Here is a 17,183-nt window from a genome sequence, read left to right as displayed (position 1 = left end):
CTCCTCCAAACGATGACCTATCCTAATTATTACAGCCCAGCACGATATTCCATTATTTTTAAGGCTTAGGATCAGCCATATTATCACTCTATTGGTATTCTGTTTATGTAGAATAGTTGTTATGTACTACATAAAATTAGATAATAAAAATTGATAAAGCAAAAAAAAATATTATTTCATTCATAATGCGTTTGATTTCAGCAATCTTTCTTCCTTTTCTTAAGGCAATGTGGAAAAATAAAGGCCGCTTGGATATCGTCCAAGCGGCCACAAAACCCTAAATAATAATTTGTTCTATTTTCCTTTAGACATCTCTGCCTCGATCTGTTTTACAAACTCTACAGTGACATTCGCCAGTTCGGCAATATCCGAAATCGAAAATTTATTCAACGGCAAAAGTTTTTTGATTATCTCAGCTTTTCCTTCTACTTTTCCTTCTGCTTTTCCTTCTGCCATTGCTTTTTCGCGCGCCCGTTTCAAGAGCTCTTCCTGACTACTCCGGATACTCTCCGCATCCCATTTATTCCTTAAACTTATGTTGTACATTTCTCGTTCCTCCGGTTTTAGTTTGCCATACTCTGCTAACTGAAATAACTTTTCAAATATCGGTTTCCGCAAATATTTTGAAAGTCCCTTTAGCGAGGACATATTTTTGAGTATATAAAGCCAACGATCTAAATCATTATCTAACTCTGCCTCAGCTTTAACAAAGTTAACCAATTCAATATAAATAAAGCCTAGATCATCATAAAATATTTTACCGTGATCCCGGTAACATAGACAAATATCGTGCAAAAAATAGTTTTCCTCAACCGCATCAGGCATCCGAAATCCATCCATTAACACAATGATATAGACTTCACTAATTGCATAATTCCAAGCCCTGCGGTTGCCTTTGGGGGCCTGGTCCGCAATCAACTTACTACTGTAGTAAAGCATGCGCTTTTTCAAATTAACCTGTGCCGTGCGCTGGACTTCAATAATAAAACGTTCGCCATTGTCTGCCGTGCAGGTCAGATCAAAAATAACGGTACCGACATCCTCGGTATCGCCAACATGCTCGTTTTTGTTATAATATAAATCAGCAATGATTTTACGCCCCCTGAAGAGTTCGTTTAAAAAAGCGATGAGAAGATCTTTATTCGTATCTAATCCGAAAATTTTCTTAAACCCGTAATCTGTCGTGATATCGATATATTTCGACTGCTTTAACTCGATCATAATACATTGTTTTTAAATTGGTTAATACTACAAAGATAAGTGAATAAAATTTAAATTACTAATATAATTAGCAATTTATCTCGGTAACGAAGGAAAGACTGCCTCCTTTGTTGAAGGGACGGGATGATTTTCTGATCTCCATAAAATTCATATATTGAACCTGAAATAAAGACGATCCACTATCCATCGGATAATGTGAGCTTGCGTGAGTTCTTAGTGAATGAGTTATGAAAAAGGTATTAACTATAGTAGGTGGAAGCATAGGCTTATTATTTTCAATTTTGGACTCAGTAGTAAGTTACTCGGATACTGCTCCTATAGATGAATATGGAATTAGCATTATTTCCTGGCAATTCTTTATCAAAAAGATGGTAGTATATATTCTGATAGGAGGCGGATTGGGATGGTTGATAGGTTTTATTGTTGATAAATTAAAAAGAAGTAAAAATTGACCCAAATATCTGGGTGTTAAGGGAAAATCAAAAACTACTTATATCTTTCATATAAAGACGGATGCCCTTATAGTTGAGCCTTTCAGCAAAGTAATCTGGACTTTCTAACAAACCTTCGAAGACGGTAGCGAAGTAATTTTGTGTTAATGATAACGATGCTCTTGAGCGGAGTTTTAAAAGACAGCAAAATGAAAATAATCAACCAGCATTATGTCGATGGCCAATTTCGGCCTTCGACAGGTACCGACAAGATGGATATAATTAATCCTTCGGATGAAAGCCTCATCGGTCAAGTCGTATTGGGCAATGAGCAGGATATGGAGGCTGCAATAGTTGCTGCATCAGCAGCTTTACCTTCTTTTTCTCAAACAAGCAGAAAACAGCGCATGGGCTACCTACAGCGATTACACGATGCGCTGATGGAGCGTCTCGACGACCTGCAGGAAGTAACCACAACAGAGTACGGTGCAACAGTACAACGGTCGCGCTGGTCAAACCAGTATGCTGCAGAGACCTTCCTCTACTTTAAGGAAATCCTTAAGGATTTTTCTTTCGAACGCCGCATAGGCCAGTCGGCAATGGCTATGGTGCCGGTCGGCGTAACTGGTATCATGACGGCCTGGAATGCCAATTCAGGTTCCATATGCGTGAAGCTGGCGGCAGCGATTGCAGCTGGCTGTACCGTCGTGATCAAGCCGAGTGAAATGAGTGCGATGCAATCTCAGGTTCTGGTCGAGTGCTTCGACAGGGCAGGCCTTCCAGGCGGCGTAATCAATATGGTCCATGGACGCGGAGATATTTTGGGTACGGTGTTGTCTACCCACCCTGCCGTGGCCAAGATTCTGTTCACAGGTTCTACAATGGTCGGAAAGATCATCGCCCGTAATGCAGTGGACACGATGAAGCGCGTCACACTGGAACTCAGCGGAAAATCACCCAACATCATTCTCAATGATGCTGATCTCAATACTGCAATACCAATGGCGATAAATGCAGCCTTTATGAATAGTGGTCAGGCCTGTATTGCTGGTACACGACTGCTGGTACCGGAAGCAGATTTGCCAGAGGTTAAAGATATCTTGCTTAAAACGATGGCTACACAAAAAGTAGGTGATCCAAGAGATGAGCATACGGTCATCGGGCCGATGGCCAGTCAGAAACAATTTGACCGGATACAGCATTACATCAGACGTGGCATCGACGAGGGAGCGGAAGTTTTAGTTGGTGGTCTGGGCAAACCGGATGGATTTCAGAACGGATTTTACGTCAAACCCACTATATTTACAGGTGTAAGTAATGATATGACGATTGCACAGGAAGAAATTTTCGGGCCTGTATTATCCGTTATTACCTACAAAACTGAAGAAGAAGCTATTGCCATTGCCAACGATACCGTATATGGACTGCATGCTTATGTAAGCAGTTCAGACATCGAGCGGGCGCAGCGAGTGGCTGCACAGATCAATGCAGGCAGGGTCGCGATCAATACGATCTCTCACGATGCACTGGCGCCATTCGGCGGATTTAAACAATCGGGTCTGGGAAGAGAAGGAGGCTTATATGGCCTCGAAGAACAATTAGAACCAAAAGTAATCATAAGCTAATCGATATGGAATGCAAAAATGATATTTCTGAAAAAGCAAAAGATGCTGCTACAGGCCCTAGAATAGTGCTGAATTCGTATTCCGGCAATACGATCGAGGGCGAAGCGTTTGTAGCAGATCATATCTTCAGCTATATCCTCCAGGGTAAACAGGATGTCTGGCTTGCTGATCAAAAGCACTCTTATCATGAAGGAGACTTCCGGTTTTTCCGACGCAACCAGCTCACCAAATACGTGAAAAGTACTACAGACGGAAGTTTCAGGTCTATAGCTGTGCATATCGATCAATGCACCTTAAAGGAAATGGAAATGAGCGAGCAGTACGGGTTGAAAGCCGATAGCATAATTAATCCCCATACAGCAATGCTGATCCAGTCGGGCGCATTACTGAAAGGTTTTGTAGATTCTTTGGTTCCTTACCTGCAGCAGCAAATGGATGAACGCATTGTTGCTCTAAAAGCTAGAGAGCTTGTTTTGCTGCTTATTCAGCATAATCCTGCCTTTAAAAATGTGTTGTTTGATTTTAATGAACCGGGTAAGATAGATCTGGAAGCTTTTATGAACAGCCATTACCGCTACAATGTACCTATGGAACGTTTTGCTTTTCTTACGGGCCGCAGCCTCTCGGGGTTTAAGCGCGATTTTGAAAAGCAGTTTCATACTAGTCCGGGCAGATGGCTGTTGCAGAAGCGTCTGGATACAGCCCGTTTCTTGATCGAACAGCAAAAAGAGAAACCATCCGATGTGTACCTGGATCTGGGGTTTGAGGACCTCTCCCATTTTTCCTTTGCCTACAAAAAGGAATTTGGTTATGCGCCAAATAAAAAACATTCATAACAAAAAATCATTTAAAATGGACATACAATTAAAGGGTAAACGTGCCCTGGTAACCGGAGCTAGTTCCGGATTGGGCGAAGCTATTGCCAAAATGCTCGCGACTGAAGGTGCCATGGTAATTATACATGGGCGTAACGTTGAACGTGCCGAAGCTGTAGCTGCGGAGATTGACGCTTCCGGTGGATCAGTAGCAGTAGCTATCGGAGACCTTATGACAGATGAAGGCGCCGATGCCGTAGCTGCAGCAGCACTCTCATGCGGACCGGTGGATATACTGGTCAATAATGCCGGAGTTACTTCGCACAAAGCGTGGGGTGAAGCAAGTACGCAGGACTGGCTTGAGCTGTACAATACCAACGTGGTTTCTTATGTACGTATGATACAACGCATCGTTCCACAGATGAAGGAGCTCGGCTGGGGCAGAGTGATACACATCGGTGGTGGTCTGGCCATACAGCCCATAAAGGAACAGCCACATTATAATGCTACTCTTGCCGCGCGGCATAATATGTCCGCTTCGCTGGCGAGGCAGCTTAAAGATACGGGTATCACCTCTAATATCGTATCACCCGGAGCCATCATCAATCCCATGGTGGAACAATGGCTCGAGCAAGCAGCTCCTAAATTTGGCTGGGGAACGGACATGGACGAGATTTCCTTCCACTTATCCTGGAATTCGTTTTAAAATTACTCTTCTCAGTCGTTCTTCGTGTTGATCACCCCAGTGTCCCAATGCGGAAATCACCGGAATCAAACTCTTCCCAAAATCTGTGAGCGAATATTCTACTTTTGGTGGTACGACAGGATATATTTTCTTGATGACAAGCTCGTGATCCTCCAGTTCTTTCAGCTGGATGTTCAGTACCCGTCGAGAGGCATCCGGTATTTTACGCTGCAATTCACTGGGTCTTTTGTGCCCTTGTTCAATAAACCAGAGCAGCCGTATTTTCCATTTGCCATAAAGCACTTCACCTATCAGGTCAAGACCGCAGTTCAGGTTCGGAATTATTTTTCTCTCATACATATTTCAAAATTAAAGGTATGTTCCGATTTGTACAATAGGGGAAGAATTTATCCCTATTTGAATCGTAACTCCGTACTTGTACAGGCTGTTTTTATAGCCCAATTTTGTCCTATAAACAATTCATAAAAATGGAACAATTTAATTTCAACAATGAGTTATCAGACAAGATTGCCTTGGTAACAGGTGGTACTAAAGGTACTGGAAGGGCTATTGCGGAAAGGCTGCTACAGGCTGGTGCAACAGTGGTGATTACCGCCAGAAATTCACCTGAACTAGAAAACAGCAAGCTGCATTTCATTGCTTCCGATCTGAGTACAGCAGAGGGGGCTCAAAAAGTAGTGAGCGAAGTGCTTTCGAGCTATGGCAGACTAGATATCCTGATAAACAACCTCGGTGGATCATCTACGCCTGCTGGCGGGTTCGCTGCACTCAGCGATGAGGATTGGGAATCGACATTGCAGGCTAACCTTTTGGCTCCGATCCGTCTGGACAGGGGTTTTCTACCGCAGATGATAGAACGCAAAAACGGAGTGATCATCCACATTGCATCTATTCAGGGCAAACTACCTCTATACGATTCAACTTTACCTTACGCAGCGGCTAAAGCAGGATTGAGAAACTATAGCAAAAGCTTATCGAACGAGGTTACTCCTAAAGGCGTTCGTGTGCTGACGGTTTCTCCCGGCTGGATCAATACCACCGCATCGGAGGCCTGGCTGGGCGAAATTGCAAGAAAGTCCAACAGTACCATAGAAGAAGCGCAACAAGACGTAATGGATGCGTTGGGAGGTATTCCTTTCGGTAGACCTGCTGAACCTGCAGAAGTAGCTGAACTCGTCGGCTTCCTTGTTTCGCCAAGAGCCAGTTATCTAACAGGAACAGAATATGTAATTGACGGCGGAACAGTACCGACTATTTAACAATCATCTAGAATAATAGAAAATATGAATTTACCAAACATTATCTCTGACCTAGTGAAGGCACAAAATGAATTTGACAGTGCAGCTTACGCAAATTGTTTTACTGAAGATGCGGAAGTATTTGATGAGGGAAAAACCCACAATGGAAAAATTGAAATTGAAAACTGGATTAACATAGCCAACAGAGAGTACAGGGCGACTATGAAACCATTGGATTTTAATGAAAGCGAAAACATCTTATCAGCAGAGATTTCAGGTTTATTTCCCGGTAGTCCCCTTGTTTTGAAATATCATTTCAGATTGTCTAACGGCCAAATTAATTACCTGAAAATAACGACTTAGCATAGCAAAGTTCTAATTAGTTTAAGCTGAAGTGTAAACCTCAGCTTTTTGCGTTTAAACTAGTTTATACGTCTTGATATTCAGTTATATTCAAATTTTATTTCTGCATGTATTTTGCTCATAACTTGACGACAACTTTACCAACTGTATGGCCCGTTTCAATCTGCATATGTGCCTTACCCACTTCGTCAAAACTGAAAATATGGGAAATGTGCGGTTTCAGCACTCCGCTCTCCAGTAGCGATGCAATGGAACGCATATCATCCCCACTGGAGTACACCGACATAAAATAACAGGCATGAAGTTTCTTCTCCTGAGCTTTCCATTCATCGGCCTTAACATGCCCCGAAGGTAAGGTTACTATTGTCCCAAATGGCTTCAGCACATGCACGGATTTTTGAAAATTACTACCACCAATGGCTTCAAGAACAAAGTCAACGGGCTCCAACACCTCCTCAAAGGCTGTGCTTGTATAATCCATATATTCGTCTGCCCCCAAACCTAAAACAAAATCTTTGTTAGCTGCTGATGCAGTTGCAATAACATGCGCTCCGATATATTTTGCGATCTGTACGGCAAAATGCCCCACTCCGCCTGATGCTGCATGAATTAGGACGCGATCAGTCGGTCTCAGTTTACCATAACTATCGAATGCCTGCCATGCGGTCAAAGCTGCGAGTGTGCTTGCAGCAGCTTCCGTATGGCTTATATTACGAGGTTTTAGGGCAAGCTGATCTGCTCGTGCTGCGACATACTCCGCGTAGGCTCTGCCGTGACCGGGGAAATTGACCATCCCAAATACCTCATCTCCAATGGCTAGGTGGCTTACGGCCTCCCCTTTCTCAATAATCTCTCCTGATATATCCCAACCCAGGATCAGGGACTGGTAGCTTACGAGATCTTCTGCCAATGGAGCCTGTCTACCACGCACTTTGACGTCAACAGGATTAATGCTTAGCGCTTTTACTTTAATCAATACCTCATCGGCTTCAATTTTAGGCTTTTCAATATCTTCATAGGATAGATTTTCGATGCCGCCAAATGTTTTCAAGACAATTGCTTTCATGTGTAATTATTTGTTTGATACAAAAATAGACCGATAAATGCTATGAAAACAGGTACATTTAAAGTGTATTTGGGTATCTTTGCACCTATGGCCAGAGAGAATTTGTATGAATCGTTGGAGGTATATTATGAGAAAGTTGACTGCTGTCCTTTACGCGACCGCCAGTTTAATTTCTTTGAATTTGTTTATGTTATATCGGGCGAGGGATACCACGTGATTAATGGTAACCATGTGGCTTTCGCTGCCGGAGATTTATTTCTGATCACACCTAAGGATTGTCACGCATTTGATCTCGATGGTATTTGTGAATTTATGATCATCCGATTTGCCCCAAATTATGTCAAGACTTACAGCTGGCGGAGCATAGACCATATCGAATGTTTATTATACTATGCATCCCACCTTTCCGGATCTATTTTGGTTAATGCAGATGATAGGCAGGCGGTTGCTTCTTTAATTGCTGTTATCCAACGTGCCGTTGGCCAGCACAATGTTTATCAAGAAGATCTGTTAAGGCATCTTGTCAACGCAATTATTGTTGTTGCGGCGAGAAATATATCGGTTACAAAACCTGAAAATCTTTCAGCTCATGCTGATGTGCGTATATTAAATATCCTGAATTACATACAGGAGCACATCCGTTTCCCGGACCGACTGAAAATTGGAATAATCGCCCAACAGTTTAACCTATCGCCAACTTATCTTGGTAACTATTTTCGCAAGCAGTGCAATGAATCCATACAGCAATATATTTCTTCCTACCGCATTCGACAGATTGAACACCGTTTGCGGTTCAGCGACCGAAGGGTGCATGAGATCGCAGCTGAATTTGGTTTCGCAGATGAGAGTCACATCAATAAGTTTTTCAAAAGACACAAAGGATTGAGCCTCAAAGCTTATCGCATCGGTATACGTAACTGATGTTTCCTATCTGACGTTGTTTCAGCGAACCCTATGTAATGTTATGTTGTTTTTTCCACTGACGAATCCTCCTTCTTGAATTAGTATAAGGCGAAGAGGTATTAAACTGGATCATTCTTCCTAAAGTCCATTTCTCATACCAGGAGATCTGATACAGTTCAGCATTGGATTTTTGCTCAATTAGATTAAGAACCTGAGAAACTGTCTCATCTAGTTTATCACATAATGTACGAAAGTCAAGGTGCTCATAATCTTTATAGAATTTCTGTGCGAGCTTGCCGAGCTCATTCCATTTATATCCAGTTTCTGGAAAATCTACCAGCTCATTATTGTCTTTTTTCCAATTCCACTTCAGTACCAATTCTCCCCATCCAATCAGATAAGAAACAAGATTATTAATACTCATTGTGGTACCTTTTGCGTGTCCTTCTAGATCTGTGACGGTCGTTAATTCATCAGGAATGGTCGATAATTCATTTTTCAGCTTATCATAATTCGTTTCAATAGCTTTTTTTAATTCTTCTTTATTAACGGGTACAGCCATATCGGATAAAATAGATTTTTATCAAATTTACAAAAGCCATTTCAAACCGCGCTTCTTAAAAGATCATCCAAAGTGCTGTTACATGCACGGTCTAGACGACGACTTCATCGGCTCGGTGTCACTGGACCGTACAGACAAGTAAATTGGACCATAGGAGAAAGCTGGGAAGTTTATAAATTGAGATCTTTGTTCTGTAACATTAAAATCGATCACATGTCAGAAATTACGAAAATTCAATTAGGTCATAACGGACCTATGGTTTCAAAACTTGGTCTGGGATGCATGCGGATGTCATCAGTATGGGGTGGCCCGACAGCGGATGAAACGGAAAGTATAGCTACTATTCATCAAGCCTTGGATAACGGAATCAACTTCCTGAATACGGGAGACTTTTATGGTGCAGGTCACAACGAAATGCTCATTGGAAAAGCGATTAAGGGAAGACGGGATGATGCTTTTATCAGTGTCAAATTTGGCGCTATGTTCCACAACGGTCAATGGATCGGTCTGGATCTGCGGCCTGCATCAATCAAAAACTTTGTGAATTACTCGCTGACACGGCTGGGAATTGATACGATTGATCTTTACCAGCCGTGCAGAATGGATGGCAGCGTTCCGACTGAAGATATCATCGGAACAATCGCCGGACTTGTTGAGGAAGGCAAAGTCCGCCATATCGGCGTGTCGGAGATAACTCCCGAGCAGCTTCGGGAAGCCAACAGTGTTTATCCGATCAGTGCATTGGAGATCGGCTATTCTTTGGCAGACCGTCAGATCGAACGTGAGCTGCTGCCCGCTGCTAAAGAATTGGGAATTGCTGTAGTAGCTTTTGCCAATACGGCTGAAGGCCTCTTAACGGGTGACCTGCAATTACCTTTCCCGCTGGAGGATTACCGAAATCACTTCTCCCGTTTTCAGGGCGATAATCTCATACATAATCTCAAAAAAGTCGACGTTCTGAAGGAGATGGCTCGCAGCAAAGGTGCCACACCTACACAGCTGGCAATAGCCTGGGTCAAGGAACAGGGCGAGAACTTCATGCCATTGGTCAGCATGAGCCGAAGATCAAGACTGCCTGAAAACATAGCGGCTATGGATATTGTCTTTACAACGGAGGAAATGAACATTTTAAACAGTACCTTTGCAGCAGGGGCCATCAAAGGCAGCACCTATCTAGAACGATAAATGGAAAGCCCAGCAGAAATCCTTCCCGGCATTATATTTTATTCGTACCTCTCTTCGCAGCGGAAAGAAAAGGCCTGTGTCTGGAACCACCACACGTTGGTCATGCAGGTTTCGGGTCAGATGACGCTGGAGACTTCGGAGCAGAATATCGTCATTAGTGCCGGAGAAGTACTGCTTGTCCACAAAAATCAGCTAGGGACACTCACCAAAACACCAGAAAATGGTGGCTATTATGAAACGGTGGTCATATCGCTTCAGGAGGACCTGATGCGCAAAATCGCTCTTGAAGAAAAACTGGAGGCTCAGGGTAAATATACGGGGCTCCTCAATCTATGTCTTCCGAATAATGATTTTTTGAAAGGGTACTTTCAATCCATCCTTCCCTACGCCCGCAGCTCTGGTGCTGAAATGACTGATGAAATGGGACTTTTGAAGGTGAAAGAGGGAATCAAATTGATGTTGCTTGCTGTTCCGGCGCTCCGCAACTTTTTGTTTGATTTCTCTGAACCTTATAAGATAGACCTGGAAAGATTTATGCTCAGTAATTATCATTTCAATGTTCCTGTTGAAAAGTTCGCTCAGCTCACAGGGAGAAGCCTCTCCAGCTTCAAAAGAGATTTTCAGAAGACCTTTGGCATGCCCCCACGGAAGTGGCTGCAGCACAAAAGGTTGGACGAGGCGCGGCATCTAATTGAACGTAAGAACAAAAAGCCCTCATCTATCTATCTGGATCTTGGGTTTGAAACCCTCTCCCATTTTTCTAACGCCTTTAAAAAGAAATTTGGAAAGGCACCGACTGCTGGTAGATAAGGTTAATCGACAAAAAAACACTAACTTAGGAGATCAAAGTACTTGATATGTCGAAACATGGTGCTATTTTATTGAACAGTATGGACTACAGCAGTAATATTGTTGTTGGAGTTTGGGACGGATCCACACCGGGCATTATAAAAGCTCTAAATCCGCACAGGCATGACCACTATACGTGCATGCTGGTTGGATCTGGAACGCTGGAAGTTATCTTCGATTTTGAGCGCTTAACGATGCCTGCGGGAACTCTTTTTGTTTGTCCACCCAACCAGGTTCATCAGATTATCAAGGTCGTAGGTGCAGCAGGCTATTACATTTCATTTGAAGGCCGCCATCTTACCGAATCCGCAAAGACAGCGCTTGAAAGTTCTTTAGCAGACACGTGGATAGTCCCCCTATCCGGCATTGAATACGGGTGGTTTAAATCAACTCTTGATTCAATGATAAAATTGAAAGGCCTGAATGGAGGCTCCCGGATGGAAGTAGAACAGCCTCTTCTTTCAGCCTTTATTGCCCAGGCGGCCCTATCCTTTGAGAGTAGCATGTTGGACGACTCCAGCAAAGCAGGGACGCGGGCCATCAGCATCGCAAAAAAATTCAGAAATCTTGTAAAGGCGGATTTTCGCACATTAAAGCGCCCCTCGGAGTATGCAGAAAAGTTAAACATCTCTGTGGCACACCTTAATGATGTAGTAAAAAGGGTGACAGGCCATTCTGTGTCCCAGCTCATCCAAAAGGAGCTATTGAATGAAGCACAGCGCTTGCTCTATTACTCGGAAATGACTGTCAAGGAAATTTCCTATCAACTGGGCTATCAGGATCCAAAGTACTTCATCCGGCTGTTCACAAAAAAAGCCGGAAGATCGCCAGGTGATTACCGTAAGACATATCGCCCGCAGCCCAATCAGCCCTAGGTCACTGCTGCATTCAGCTTTTACCGCCTATTCCCTTTTTTGTCCACCTTTTACCGTCGTTTGTGAGTGTTGGGGCATCCATATATTGATCAATTTTGCATTATGATAAGTAATGCCATAGTGCATTGTGTTTAATGTAATTTTTTGATCGTATGGAAGGTTGTGAAATCGCGGGAAGCCCAACTTATAGACTGTCGGCCACCCCTGAAGGAATTGTTGATTCTCTTGTGGATCATTTTAACTCCCGAGATATTGAAACCATGCTTAGCTTCTATGAGCATGATGCAGTCGTTATCAATAGCAAAGGAGAACCAAAGCGCGGAAGAAACGAAATTGCCGCCGAGCTACTGCATTCTTTCGGATTCGGGCTGCCAATAAGAATTAACGTTAGAAATATCTATGCTGCGGGCAACCTGGCTGCATTGATATTGGACTGGAAAATTATCGGGACAAAAAAGAACGGTGATATTGTAAATATATCCGGGACTTCCAATGATTACGCGAAGAAAGGAATTGACGGATACTGGAGATGCTGGTTTGGAAACCCGTTTGGTGTGCGGGTACGTAACTTATTGTAATCAATTGTATGAAACTTAAATAATATATATATATGAAAATCTTAGTAATCGGTGGTACAGGTCTTACCGGAAGACTAGTCACAAAGAAATTGAAAAATCTTGGCCATGAAGTGATCATTGGTTCGCCCTCGCATGGAGTGGATATCATCACTGGAGAAGGTCTTTCCATCGCCCTGGACGGGACAGAGATCGTGATCGACCTCTCGAACTCCTCGTCTCCGGAGGAAGAAAATGCCATCAGGTTTTTTGAAACGGCAGCAAAGAATCTGGTGAAAGCTGAATCAGCAGCAGGTGTTAAACATCATATCGTTCTTTCCATTGTCGGGACAGACGATGGGCAGGATATCGGTTATCTGCGTGCAAAGAAACTTCAGGAAGATCATATTAAACATTCAGGAATACCGTTTACAGTCGTCCGCTCGACACAGTTTCATGAGCATACGGACGCGATCATCGCGGTACAGGGAAACGGAGACAAGGTATTTGTTTCCAAGGTCGAGTATCAGCCTATTGCGCTGGAAGACGTCACAGATTTTATTGTCCGGTACGCGCTGGAAGAGCCAAAAAATGGTACTGTAGAAATTGCGGGACCCGTGAGAGGAAGTATGGATGATTTTGTTGCTAAATATATAGAGATAACTGGAAAGCCCACAAGAGTGGTATCTGATGAGGAGAGCAAATATATGCATCTGTTGATTCCGGCATCCTTGCTGGTACCTGCAGGACAGTACAGTGCTGGGAAGGTGTATTTTGAGGACTGGGCACTACGTACTTTGGAAACGTAAAGTGTGTGGTTCTATTTCAGACCATGCCGCCATTGATGACTGCATTTGATTGAAGGTGTTGGCATCGTACCTGTCACGGACGGCTGCCAACACACTACTTCGAAAGCTTTATTCAAATTTATGTAAGATTGCTTTTTTCGGTTTGTAAGAATGAGGTAGTTTCGATAACATGCGCCACACTATGATCAGAAAAAAGATGCCCACCGACAATCCCACTTGTAGAGCAAAAAGATAATTATTCTTGAAGTATTCATGCTCCAAAACTGAGTAGAAAATTCCGCCGATGATACTTATTCCTAATGCAGAAGCTGTCTGCTGAAATGTAGAGAATATTCCCGAAGCAGCACCTGCATCTTTTTCCTCAATACTATCCAATACCACGTTTAATAGAAACGGAAGAACTAAACCGTTGCCTAATCCATACAGTCCTATCAACAGCATAGAAATGAATGGATGGTCTCTGTGCGAAAAGAATATCATTTGTAAAACAAAGGATACTAAAATGATCGAGAGGCCCAGCTGAAGAACACGCCTGCCATATCGTGGCAGGCGTGTTCCCGCACAGACCGATGAAAGCATAAATAGAATAGCATGGGGAATAAAATACATACCGCAGGCCGCCCAATCCACTTTGTAAATAAACAGCAACAATCAATAAATAGGCCGTGTGAAGCATAAAATGAAACAGTACGGCGTATAAACCTACTTTAAAATCTTTTAATTTGAATAATGAGATATCAATCAAAGGATCTTGTTTGCGTGCCAGTTTCCTTTGTTGAATGGTAATAAAGCTGCAACTGCTCTTTCCCTGTTGTCTGTGAACAAAACTTGAATTAATGAAATAGACTGAGTTACCATAAATGCGGAACTAACGCCTTGAAAAAAACGTGCGATATTTAATTGTGTCGCATTTTGGCATAATCCGCAAATGCAGGATGTGATTGTAAATGCCAGCATTCCCCCAAAAAAAACTTTCTTTTTACCTAAATAGTCACCGGCTCGCCCGCCAGTTACCAGAAAGCAGGCGCTGCCTAACAAATATGAGGCTATTACTAATTGTATTTCACCATCGGAAGCGTGTAGATTTGTCTTGATGGTCGGAATCGCGATATTGATAATAAAGATATCAATTACATATAGCAAGGGTGCAGTAAGCACTACACATAGTGCAAGCCATTTGTTAACGGTTTTCATAAGAATAAGGGATTTAGTATTGTAGACCGGTAGAGGGAGTGCCTAAGATTTTTTGCCCTCCAGTTCCAAAAGCCATTTTTTACGCCAGATACCGCCTCCATAACCGGTCAGGCTTCCGTCTGTCCCAACGACGCGATGACAGGGTATTAAGATCGAAATTTTATTCAATCCGTTCGCGTTTGCGACCGCCCGCACCGAATCTGCGCTGCCTATGGCAATTGCTTGTTGCTTGTAGGTTTTAGTTTCGCCATAGGGAATGTTTTTGAGCGCTTCCCATACCCGGTTCTGGAACTCCGTTCCGGGGCTATATAGAGGCACTGTAAATTCTTGCCGCTTTCCTTCAAAATACTCTCTGAGTTCCTTTTCCAATAAGGGAAAATGGGGATTGTCGCCCTGCACGACCGTTGCGTTAAGTGTTTTTGCTAAATTTTTAAACTCTGTTTCCAGCATTTTTCGATCTGTAAACTCGAGTAGACATATGCCTTGCGTTACAGCACAGGCATACATTGTGCCCAGCGGAGTTTCGATCCTTTTTAGATCAATTATAGTTTGTTGCTTGCTATGTTTAGGAGAAACTCCAAAAATATGCTTAAAAGAATCCGCAAAACCGCTAAGGGATTCGTATCCTGACTTAAAAGCGACGTCTGTTACAGATTCACCGTTTTGGATCTTTTTAAATGCTGAATTTATACGGTACATCCGCTGATAAGCATGAAATGTCATACCGTGGTTTTTTAAAAACCAGCGTCTCAACTGATGGGGCTCGACACCACGCTGACGTAAATCATAGTCTTTGAATTTTAAGCTTGGATCTGCAGATAACTCGGAGATAATCTTTTTGATATAGGAAGGCGTCTCGCTCAGCAGCTCAAGTGGATGACATACTTTACATGCCCGATATCCGCGAAGGATGCATTCCTTAGTAGACCTGAAAAACTCGATATTTTCAGGTTTCGGCTTTCTTGCGGTACAGGATGGCCGACAAAAAATACCTGTTGTCCTCACGGCAGTAAAAAACACCCCTTCATATTTGATGTCTTTGTCTAATATTGCCTGATACATCTGCTCAAAACTTAATTCCATAATACAATTACCTATGATTTATGAAACAAATTTACCAGTGTTAGAACCTATCCACAACCGAAAAATTAACAAGTATTTTTCTCACCTCGTAGCAAGGTCATGGATTTCTGTTTATTTAAGATAGCGTTCCCAGTGAATGATAAAGGATGAAATTTGCTGGAATAGACAGCTGTGTGGAGCTTAGTCCCTATTTTGTGCTGAATTTTAAATAATGATCTTTAATCGGTATTCCGTCGGCAGTTTTGAATGAGTTACCTGTAATGATGATCTCGTAGCTTTTATTTGGCTCTAATTTCCAATCAATAGTAACAGATTGTTTATCCAAAGAATAATGGTGTCCTTTTATCTCTGGAAAGTTTTCTTTGGAGACGCCTCTAAATGATCGCCCTTGGCCCAACAATGGTTTGTCAAAATTGATCTTCAGCTGGCCCAAGGTACTGCTGACATTGCTTTGTCCATCCTGAAGCCCTTCGTAAGAGATGATTTTTGGTCTTTTTGCTTCAAAGGAATCATTGAGAGATGAAATAGCTGACGCATAGGAGCGATAAGCGTCGGCAATAACAGGCATATAGCTTTCTAACGTTGGATATCTATCTCGCCGACGATCAAAATTCTCAAGTTCGTCAACAAGTTTCTCAATCCACAGAAACCCGCGGTCAAGTTGTTCATTTGTCTCCTTGGAGATCTCTTCGGCGCTGAAATTATGATCCTTTTGATATTTAATAACTGCGGCGCGAACCAATGCCTCATTTAGCATCGTCTGCCAGCTACCGTAAGCCTGTCTATTCATTTTATCTTTGACAACCTCAAACAATTTCTCGCCGCTATCCTTAAAAATTGCAGTATCCTTTTCTAATAAGTAATTAACAAAGGAATGATTAAACTCATGAAGTAATGTTGGGAAATAGCTTTGTAAAGGAAATTGTGCCATGCCAACACTATCCATACTCCAAGTTCCCATAATTGCATAAACTTCTTTGTGGCCGTTAGGACTTTTAATACCTACGCCGTAATTACCTCCTCCATCTCCCAACGCGTTGACGATTATAAACTTTTCGGATGGTTTTTTGCCATAGAACCGCGGATACCAGTCTTATTTCAGATGTTCGTATATGGGAAGAAAGCGTGCTTCCACCTCATTATAAAGGGCCTGATTATCGTGAAAGAATCTTTTACTGTCGCTGTCCTTGTAAAACTTCTTTAATAGTTTCGCAAACTGCTTAGCATTGTCCCTACTCCATCTCTTGTCCAATGTTTCGTCAATATTCTTTTGCTTAAGATTAAACTGGCCATCGAGATGTATAGCCATACTCATCACTGCATCGTAACCTATTCCATTCTCATTTCTAATCTTTTTGGTAAAGTTGATCAATTCGTGTTGTTTAAATGGATTATAGTGTTCATTGATACGATCAACGTACCGCTTAAAAACATCAGAGCTATACTCTCGGCTGCCAGCGAGCCTAAACACTATACTGAGGATTTCGATACGCTCATCAACTTTGGGCTTATCCATAACTTGTTTGCCCTGAGCAAAGGCGATTGTGAATGATAAATTGAATCCAGCGATCAGTATATATTTTATAAAATTTCCGAACATGTTAAAGTGTTTTTAAAGCCATTTTTATTCATAGAATGAACCAAATATCTTGCCTGCGAAATAGAATACTGATAATAAACATTTTATAAGACTTGGTTTGAATT

General features: G+C 42.4%; 20 protein-coding genes and 1 pseudogene. 12 read left to right on the top strand and 9 right to left on the bottom strand.

Annotation, left to right across the window (positions count from 1 at the left end; all coding sequences use genetic code 11):
- Window positions 1–294: 294 nt before the first annotated feature.
- Window positions 295–1,221, bottom strand: a complete 927-nt coding sequence (locus FGL37_RS20635; RefSeq protein ID WP_037533024.1) for an Rpn family recombination-promoting nuclease/putative transposase — start codon at window positions 1,219–1,221, stop codon at window positions 295–297.
- 227 nt (window positions 1,222–1,448) lie between these two features.
- Between FGL37_RS20635 and FGL37_RS20630 the strand changes: the two genes are divergently transcribed.
- From FGL37_RS20630 to FGL37_RS20615, 4 genes are all read left to right on the top strand, one after another.
- Window positions 1,449–1,673, top strand: coding sequence for a hypothetical protein (locus FGL37_RS20630; RefSeq protein WP_028069674.1), 225 nt, complete (start codon window positions 1,449–1,451; stop codon window positions 1,671–1,673).
- A gap of 188 nt (window positions 1,674–1,861) precedes the next feature.
- Window positions 1,862–3,277: an aldehyde dehydrogenase family protein gene (locus FGL37_RS20625; RefSeq protein ID WP_028069673.1), complete on the top strand. Its 1,416-nt coding sequence runs from the start codon at window positions 1,862–1,864 to the stop codon at window positions 3,275–3,277.
- A gap of 5 nt (window positions 3,278–3,282) precedes the next feature.
- Window positions 3,283–4,113, top strand: a complete 831-nt coding sequence (locus FGL37_RS20620; protein ID WP_051606773.1) for a helix-turn-helix domain-containing protein — start codon at window positions 3,283–3,285, stop codon at window positions 4,111–4,113.
- A gap of 16 nt (window positions 4,114–4,129) precedes the next feature.
- Window positions 4,130–4,798 (top strand): SDR family NAD(P)-dependent oxidoreductase, encoded by a 669-nt coding sequence (locus tag FGL37_RS20615; protein ID WP_081817851.1) that lies wholly within the window; start codon window positions 4,130–4,132, stop codon window positions 4,796–4,798.
- Here FGL37_RS20615 and FGL37_RS20610 read toward each other — a convergent pair.
- Window positions 4,778–5,137 carry a winged helix-turn-helix transcriptional regulator gene (locus tag FGL37_RS20610; RefSeq protein ID WP_028069671.1) on the bottom strand — a complete coding sequence of 120 codons (360 nt, stop codon included), beginning with the start codon at window positions 5,135–5,137 and terminating at the stop codon, window positions 4,778–4,780. The two genes, FGL37_RS20615 and FGL37_RS20610, sit on opposite strands and share 21 nt — an antisense overlap.
- A gap of 128 nt (window positions 5,138–5,265) precedes the next feature.
- Between FGL37_RS20610 and FGL37_RS20605 the strand changes: the two genes are divergently transcribed.
- Both FGL37_RS20605 and FGL37_RS20600 read left to right on the top strand, forming a co-directional pair.
- Window positions 5,266–6,057 carry an SDR family oxidoreductase gene (locus FGL37_RS20605; RefSeq protein WP_028069670.1) on the top strand — a complete coding sequence of 264 codons (792 nt, stop codon included), beginning with the start codon at window positions 5,266–5,268 and terminating at the stop codon, window positions 6,055–6,057.
- A gap of 24 nt (window positions 6,058–6,081) precedes the next feature.
- Entirely contained in the window at window positions 6,082–6,399 is a 318-nt protein-coding gene (locus FGL37_RS20600) for a Cif family virulence factor (RefSeq protein WP_028069669.1), read from the top strand.
- Window positions 6,400–6,517: 118 nt separating this feature from the next.
- Here the strand turns inward: FGL37_RS20600 and FGL37_RS20595 are convergent, their stop codons facing one another.
- Window positions 6,518–7,465 carry an NADP-dependent oxidoreductase gene (locus FGL37_RS20595; RefSeq protein ID WP_028069668.1) on the bottom strand — a complete coding sequence of 316 codons (948 nt, stop codon included), beginning with the start codon at window positions 7,463–7,465 and terminating at the stop codon, window positions 6,518–6,520.
- 42 nt (window positions 7,466–7,507) lie between these two features.
- Here FGL37_RS20595 and FGL37_RS20590 point away from each other — a divergent pair, with 42 nt between their 5' ends.
- Window positions 7,508–8,386 (top strand): helix-turn-helix domain-containing protein, encoded by an 879-nt coding sequence (locus FGL37_RS20590; protein ID WP_232048751.1) that lies wholly within the window; start codon window positions 7,508–7,510, stop codon window positions 8,384–8,386.
- Between the two features lie 31 nt (window positions 8,387–8,417).
- Here FGL37_RS20590 and FGL37_RS20585 read toward each other — a convergent pair whose 3' ends face one another.
- A complete protein-coding gene (locus FGL37_RS20585) occupies window positions 8,418–8,930 on the bottom strand; it encodes a ClbS/DfsB family four-helix bundle protein (protein ID WP_028069666.1) in 513 nt (170 codons plus the stop codon).
- Between the two features lie 213 nt (window positions 8,931–9,143).
- On the opposite strand from FGL37_RS20585, the gene FGL37_RS20580 reads away from it, so the two are divergent.
- The 5 genes from FGL37_RS20580 (at window position 9,144) to FGL37_RS20560 (ending at window position 13,202) form a co-directional block, all read left to right on the top strand.
- On the top strand, window positions 9,144–10,115 hold the full coding sequence (locus FGL37_RS20580; RefSeq protein ID WP_028069665.1) for an aldo/keto reductase: 972 nt from the start codon (window positions 9,144–9,146) through the stop codon (window positions 10,113–10,115).
- Window positions 10,116–10,925 carry a helix-turn-helix domain-containing protein gene (locus tag FGL37_RS20575; protein ID WP_028069664.1) on the top strand — a complete coding sequence of 270 codons (810 nt, stop codon included), beginning with the start codon at window positions 10,116–10,118 and terminating at the stop codon, window positions 10,923–10,925.
- Between the two features lie 47 nt (window positions 10,926–10,972).
- Window positions 10,973–11,839, top strand: a complete 867-nt coding sequence (locus FGL37_RS20570; protein ID WP_081817847.1) for a helix-turn-helix domain-containing protein — start codon at window positions 10,973–10,975, stop codon at window positions 11,837–11,839.
- Between the two features lie 152 nt (window positions 11,840–11,991).
- On the top strand, window positions 11,992–12,417 hold the full coding sequence (locus FGL37_RS20565; protein ID WP_051606771.1) for a YybH family protein: 426 nt from the start codon (window positions 11,992–11,994) through the stop codon (window positions 12,415–12,417).
- A gap of 32 nt (window positions 12,418–12,449) precedes the next feature.
- Window positions 12,450–13,202, top strand: coding sequence for an SDR family oxidoreductase (locus FGL37_RS20560; RefSeq protein WP_028069661.1), 753 nt, complete (start codon window positions 12,450–12,452; stop codon window positions 13,200–13,202).
- A gap of 108 nt (window positions 13,203–13,310) precedes the next feature.
- Here FGL37_RS20560 and FGL37_RS20555 read toward each other — a convergent pair whose 3' ends face one another.
- The 5 genes and pseudogenes from FGL37_RS20555 to FGL37_RS26235 form a co-directional block, all read right to left on the bottom strand.
- Window positions 13,311–13,850 carry an MFS transporter gene (locus tag FGL37_RS20555; protein ID WP_138096990.1) on the bottom strand — a complete coding sequence of 180 codons (540 nt, stop codon included), beginning with the start codon at window positions 13,848–13,850 and terminating at the stop codon, window positions 13,311–13,313.
- Between the two features lie 93 nt (window positions 13,851–13,943).
- Window positions 13,944–14,396, bottom strand: a complete 453-nt coding sequence (locus tag FGL37_RS20550) for an MFS transporter (protein WP_028069659.1) — start codon at window positions 14,394–14,396, stop codon at window positions 13,944–13,946.
- Between the two features lie 42 nt (window positions 14,397–14,438).
- On the bottom strand, window positions 14,439–15,479 hold the full coding sequence (locus FGL37_RS20545; RefSeq protein ID WP_028069658.1) for a bifunctional transcriptional activator/DNA repair enzyme AdaA: 1,041 nt from the start codon (window positions 15,477–15,479) through the stop codon (window positions 14,439–14,441).
- A gap of 187 nt (window positions 15,480–15,666) precedes the next feature.
- A pseudogene (locus FGL37_RS25845) lies at window positions 15,667–16,548 on the bottom strand (DUF4932 domain-containing protein); the annotation flags it as partial.
- 24 nt (window positions 16,549–16,572) lie between these two features.
- A complete protein-coding gene (locus FGL37_RS26235; RefSeq protein WP_051606769.1) occupies window positions 16,573–17,079 on the bottom strand; it encodes a DUF4932 domain-containing protein in 507 nt (168 codons plus the stop codon).
- Between the last annotated feature and the right edge of the window lie 104 nt (window positions 17,080–17,183).

Source organism: Sphingobacterium thalpophilum, assembly GCF_901482695.1.
GTDB classification, from domain to species: domain Bacteria; phylum Bacteroidota; class Bacteroidia; order Sphingobacteriales; family Sphingobacteriaceae; genus Sphingobacterium; species Sphingobacterium thalpophilum.
The sequence above is the reverse complement of the archived record's forward strand: the minus strand, read 5'-3'. Positions and strand labels throughout refer to the sequence as shown.

Excerpts from the sequence above, each read along its gene's own strand:
- FGL37_RS20620 (WP_051606773.1), top strand. The coding sequence starts at position 3,283 with ATGGAATGCAAAAATGATATTTCTGAAAAAGCAAAAGATGCTGCTACA.
- FGL37_RS20565 (WP_051606771.1), top strand. The coding sequence starts at position 11,992 with ATGGAAGGTTGTGAAATCGCGGGAAGCCCAACTTATAGACTGTCGGCC.
- FGL37_RS20570 (WP_081817847.1), top strand. The coding sequence starts at position 10,973 with ATGTCGAAACATGGTGCTATTTTATTGAACAGTATGGACTACAGCAGT.
- FGL37_RS20625 (WP_028069673.1), top strand. The coding sequence starts at position 1,862 with ATGAAAATAATCAACCAGCATTATGTCGATGGCCAATTTCGGCCTTCG.
- FGL37_RS20590 (WP_232048751.1), top strand. The coding sequence starts at position 7,508 with ATGAAAACAGGTACATTTAAAGTGTATTTGGGTATCTTTGCACCTATG.
- FGL37_RS20545 (WP_028069658.1), bottom strand. The coding sequence starts at position 15,479 with ATGGAATTAAGTTTTGAGCAGATGTATCAGGCAATATTAGACAAAGAC.
- FGL37_RS20585 (WP_028069666.1), bottom strand. The coding sequence starts at position 8,930 with ATGGCTGTACCCGTTAATAAAGAAGAATTAAAAAAAGCTATTGAAACG.
- FGL37_RS20600 (WP_028069669.1), top strand. The coding sequence starts at position 6,082 with ATGAATTTACCAAACATTATCTCTGACCTAGTGAAGGCACAAAATGAA.
- FGL37_RS26235 (WP_051606769.1), bottom strand. The coding sequence starts at position 17,079 with ATGTTCGGAAATTTTATAAAATATATACTGATCGCTGGATTCAATTTA.
- FGL37_RS20615 (WP_081817851.1), top strand. The coding sequence starts at position 4,130 with ATGGACATACAATTAAAGGGTAAACGTGCCCTGGTAACCGGAGCTAGT.
- FGL37_RS20550 (WP_028069659.1), bottom strand. The coding sequence starts at position 14,396 with ATGAAAACCGTTAACAAATGGCTTGCACTATGTGTAGTGCTTACTGCA.
- FGL37_RS20605 (WP_028069670.1), top strand. The coding sequence starts at position 5,266 with ATGGAACAATTTAATTTCAACAATGAGTTATCAGACAAGATTGCCTTG.
- FGL37_RS20630 (WP_028069674.1), top strand. The coding sequence starts at position 1,449 with ATGAAAAAGGTATTAACTATAGTAGGTGGAAGCATAGGCTTATTATTT.
- FGL37_RS20610 (WP_028069671.1), bottom strand. The coding sequence starts at position 5,137 with ATGTATGAGAGAAAAATAATTCCGAACCTGAACTGCGGTCTTGACCTG.
- FGL37_RS20560 (WP_028069661.1), top strand. The coding sequence starts at position 12,450 with ATGAAAATCTTAGTAATCGGTGGTACAGGTCTTACCGGAAGACTAGTC.
- FGL37_RS20635 (WP_037533024.1), bottom strand. The coding sequence starts at position 1,221 with ATGATCGAGTTAAAGCAGTCGAAATATATCGATATCACGACAGATTAC.
- FGL37_RS20580 (WP_028069665.1), top strand. The coding sequence starts at position 9,144 with ATGTCAGAAATTACGAAAATTCAATTAGGTCATAACGGACCTATGGTT.
- FGL37_RS20575 (WP_028069664.1), top strand. The coding sequence starts at position 10,116 with ATGGAAAGCCCAGCAGAAATCCTTCCCGGCATTATATTTTATTCGTAC.
- FGL37_RS20595 (WP_028069668.1), bottom strand. The coding sequence starts at position 7,465 with ATGAAAGCAATTGTCTTGAAAACATTTGGCGGCATCGAAAATCTATCC.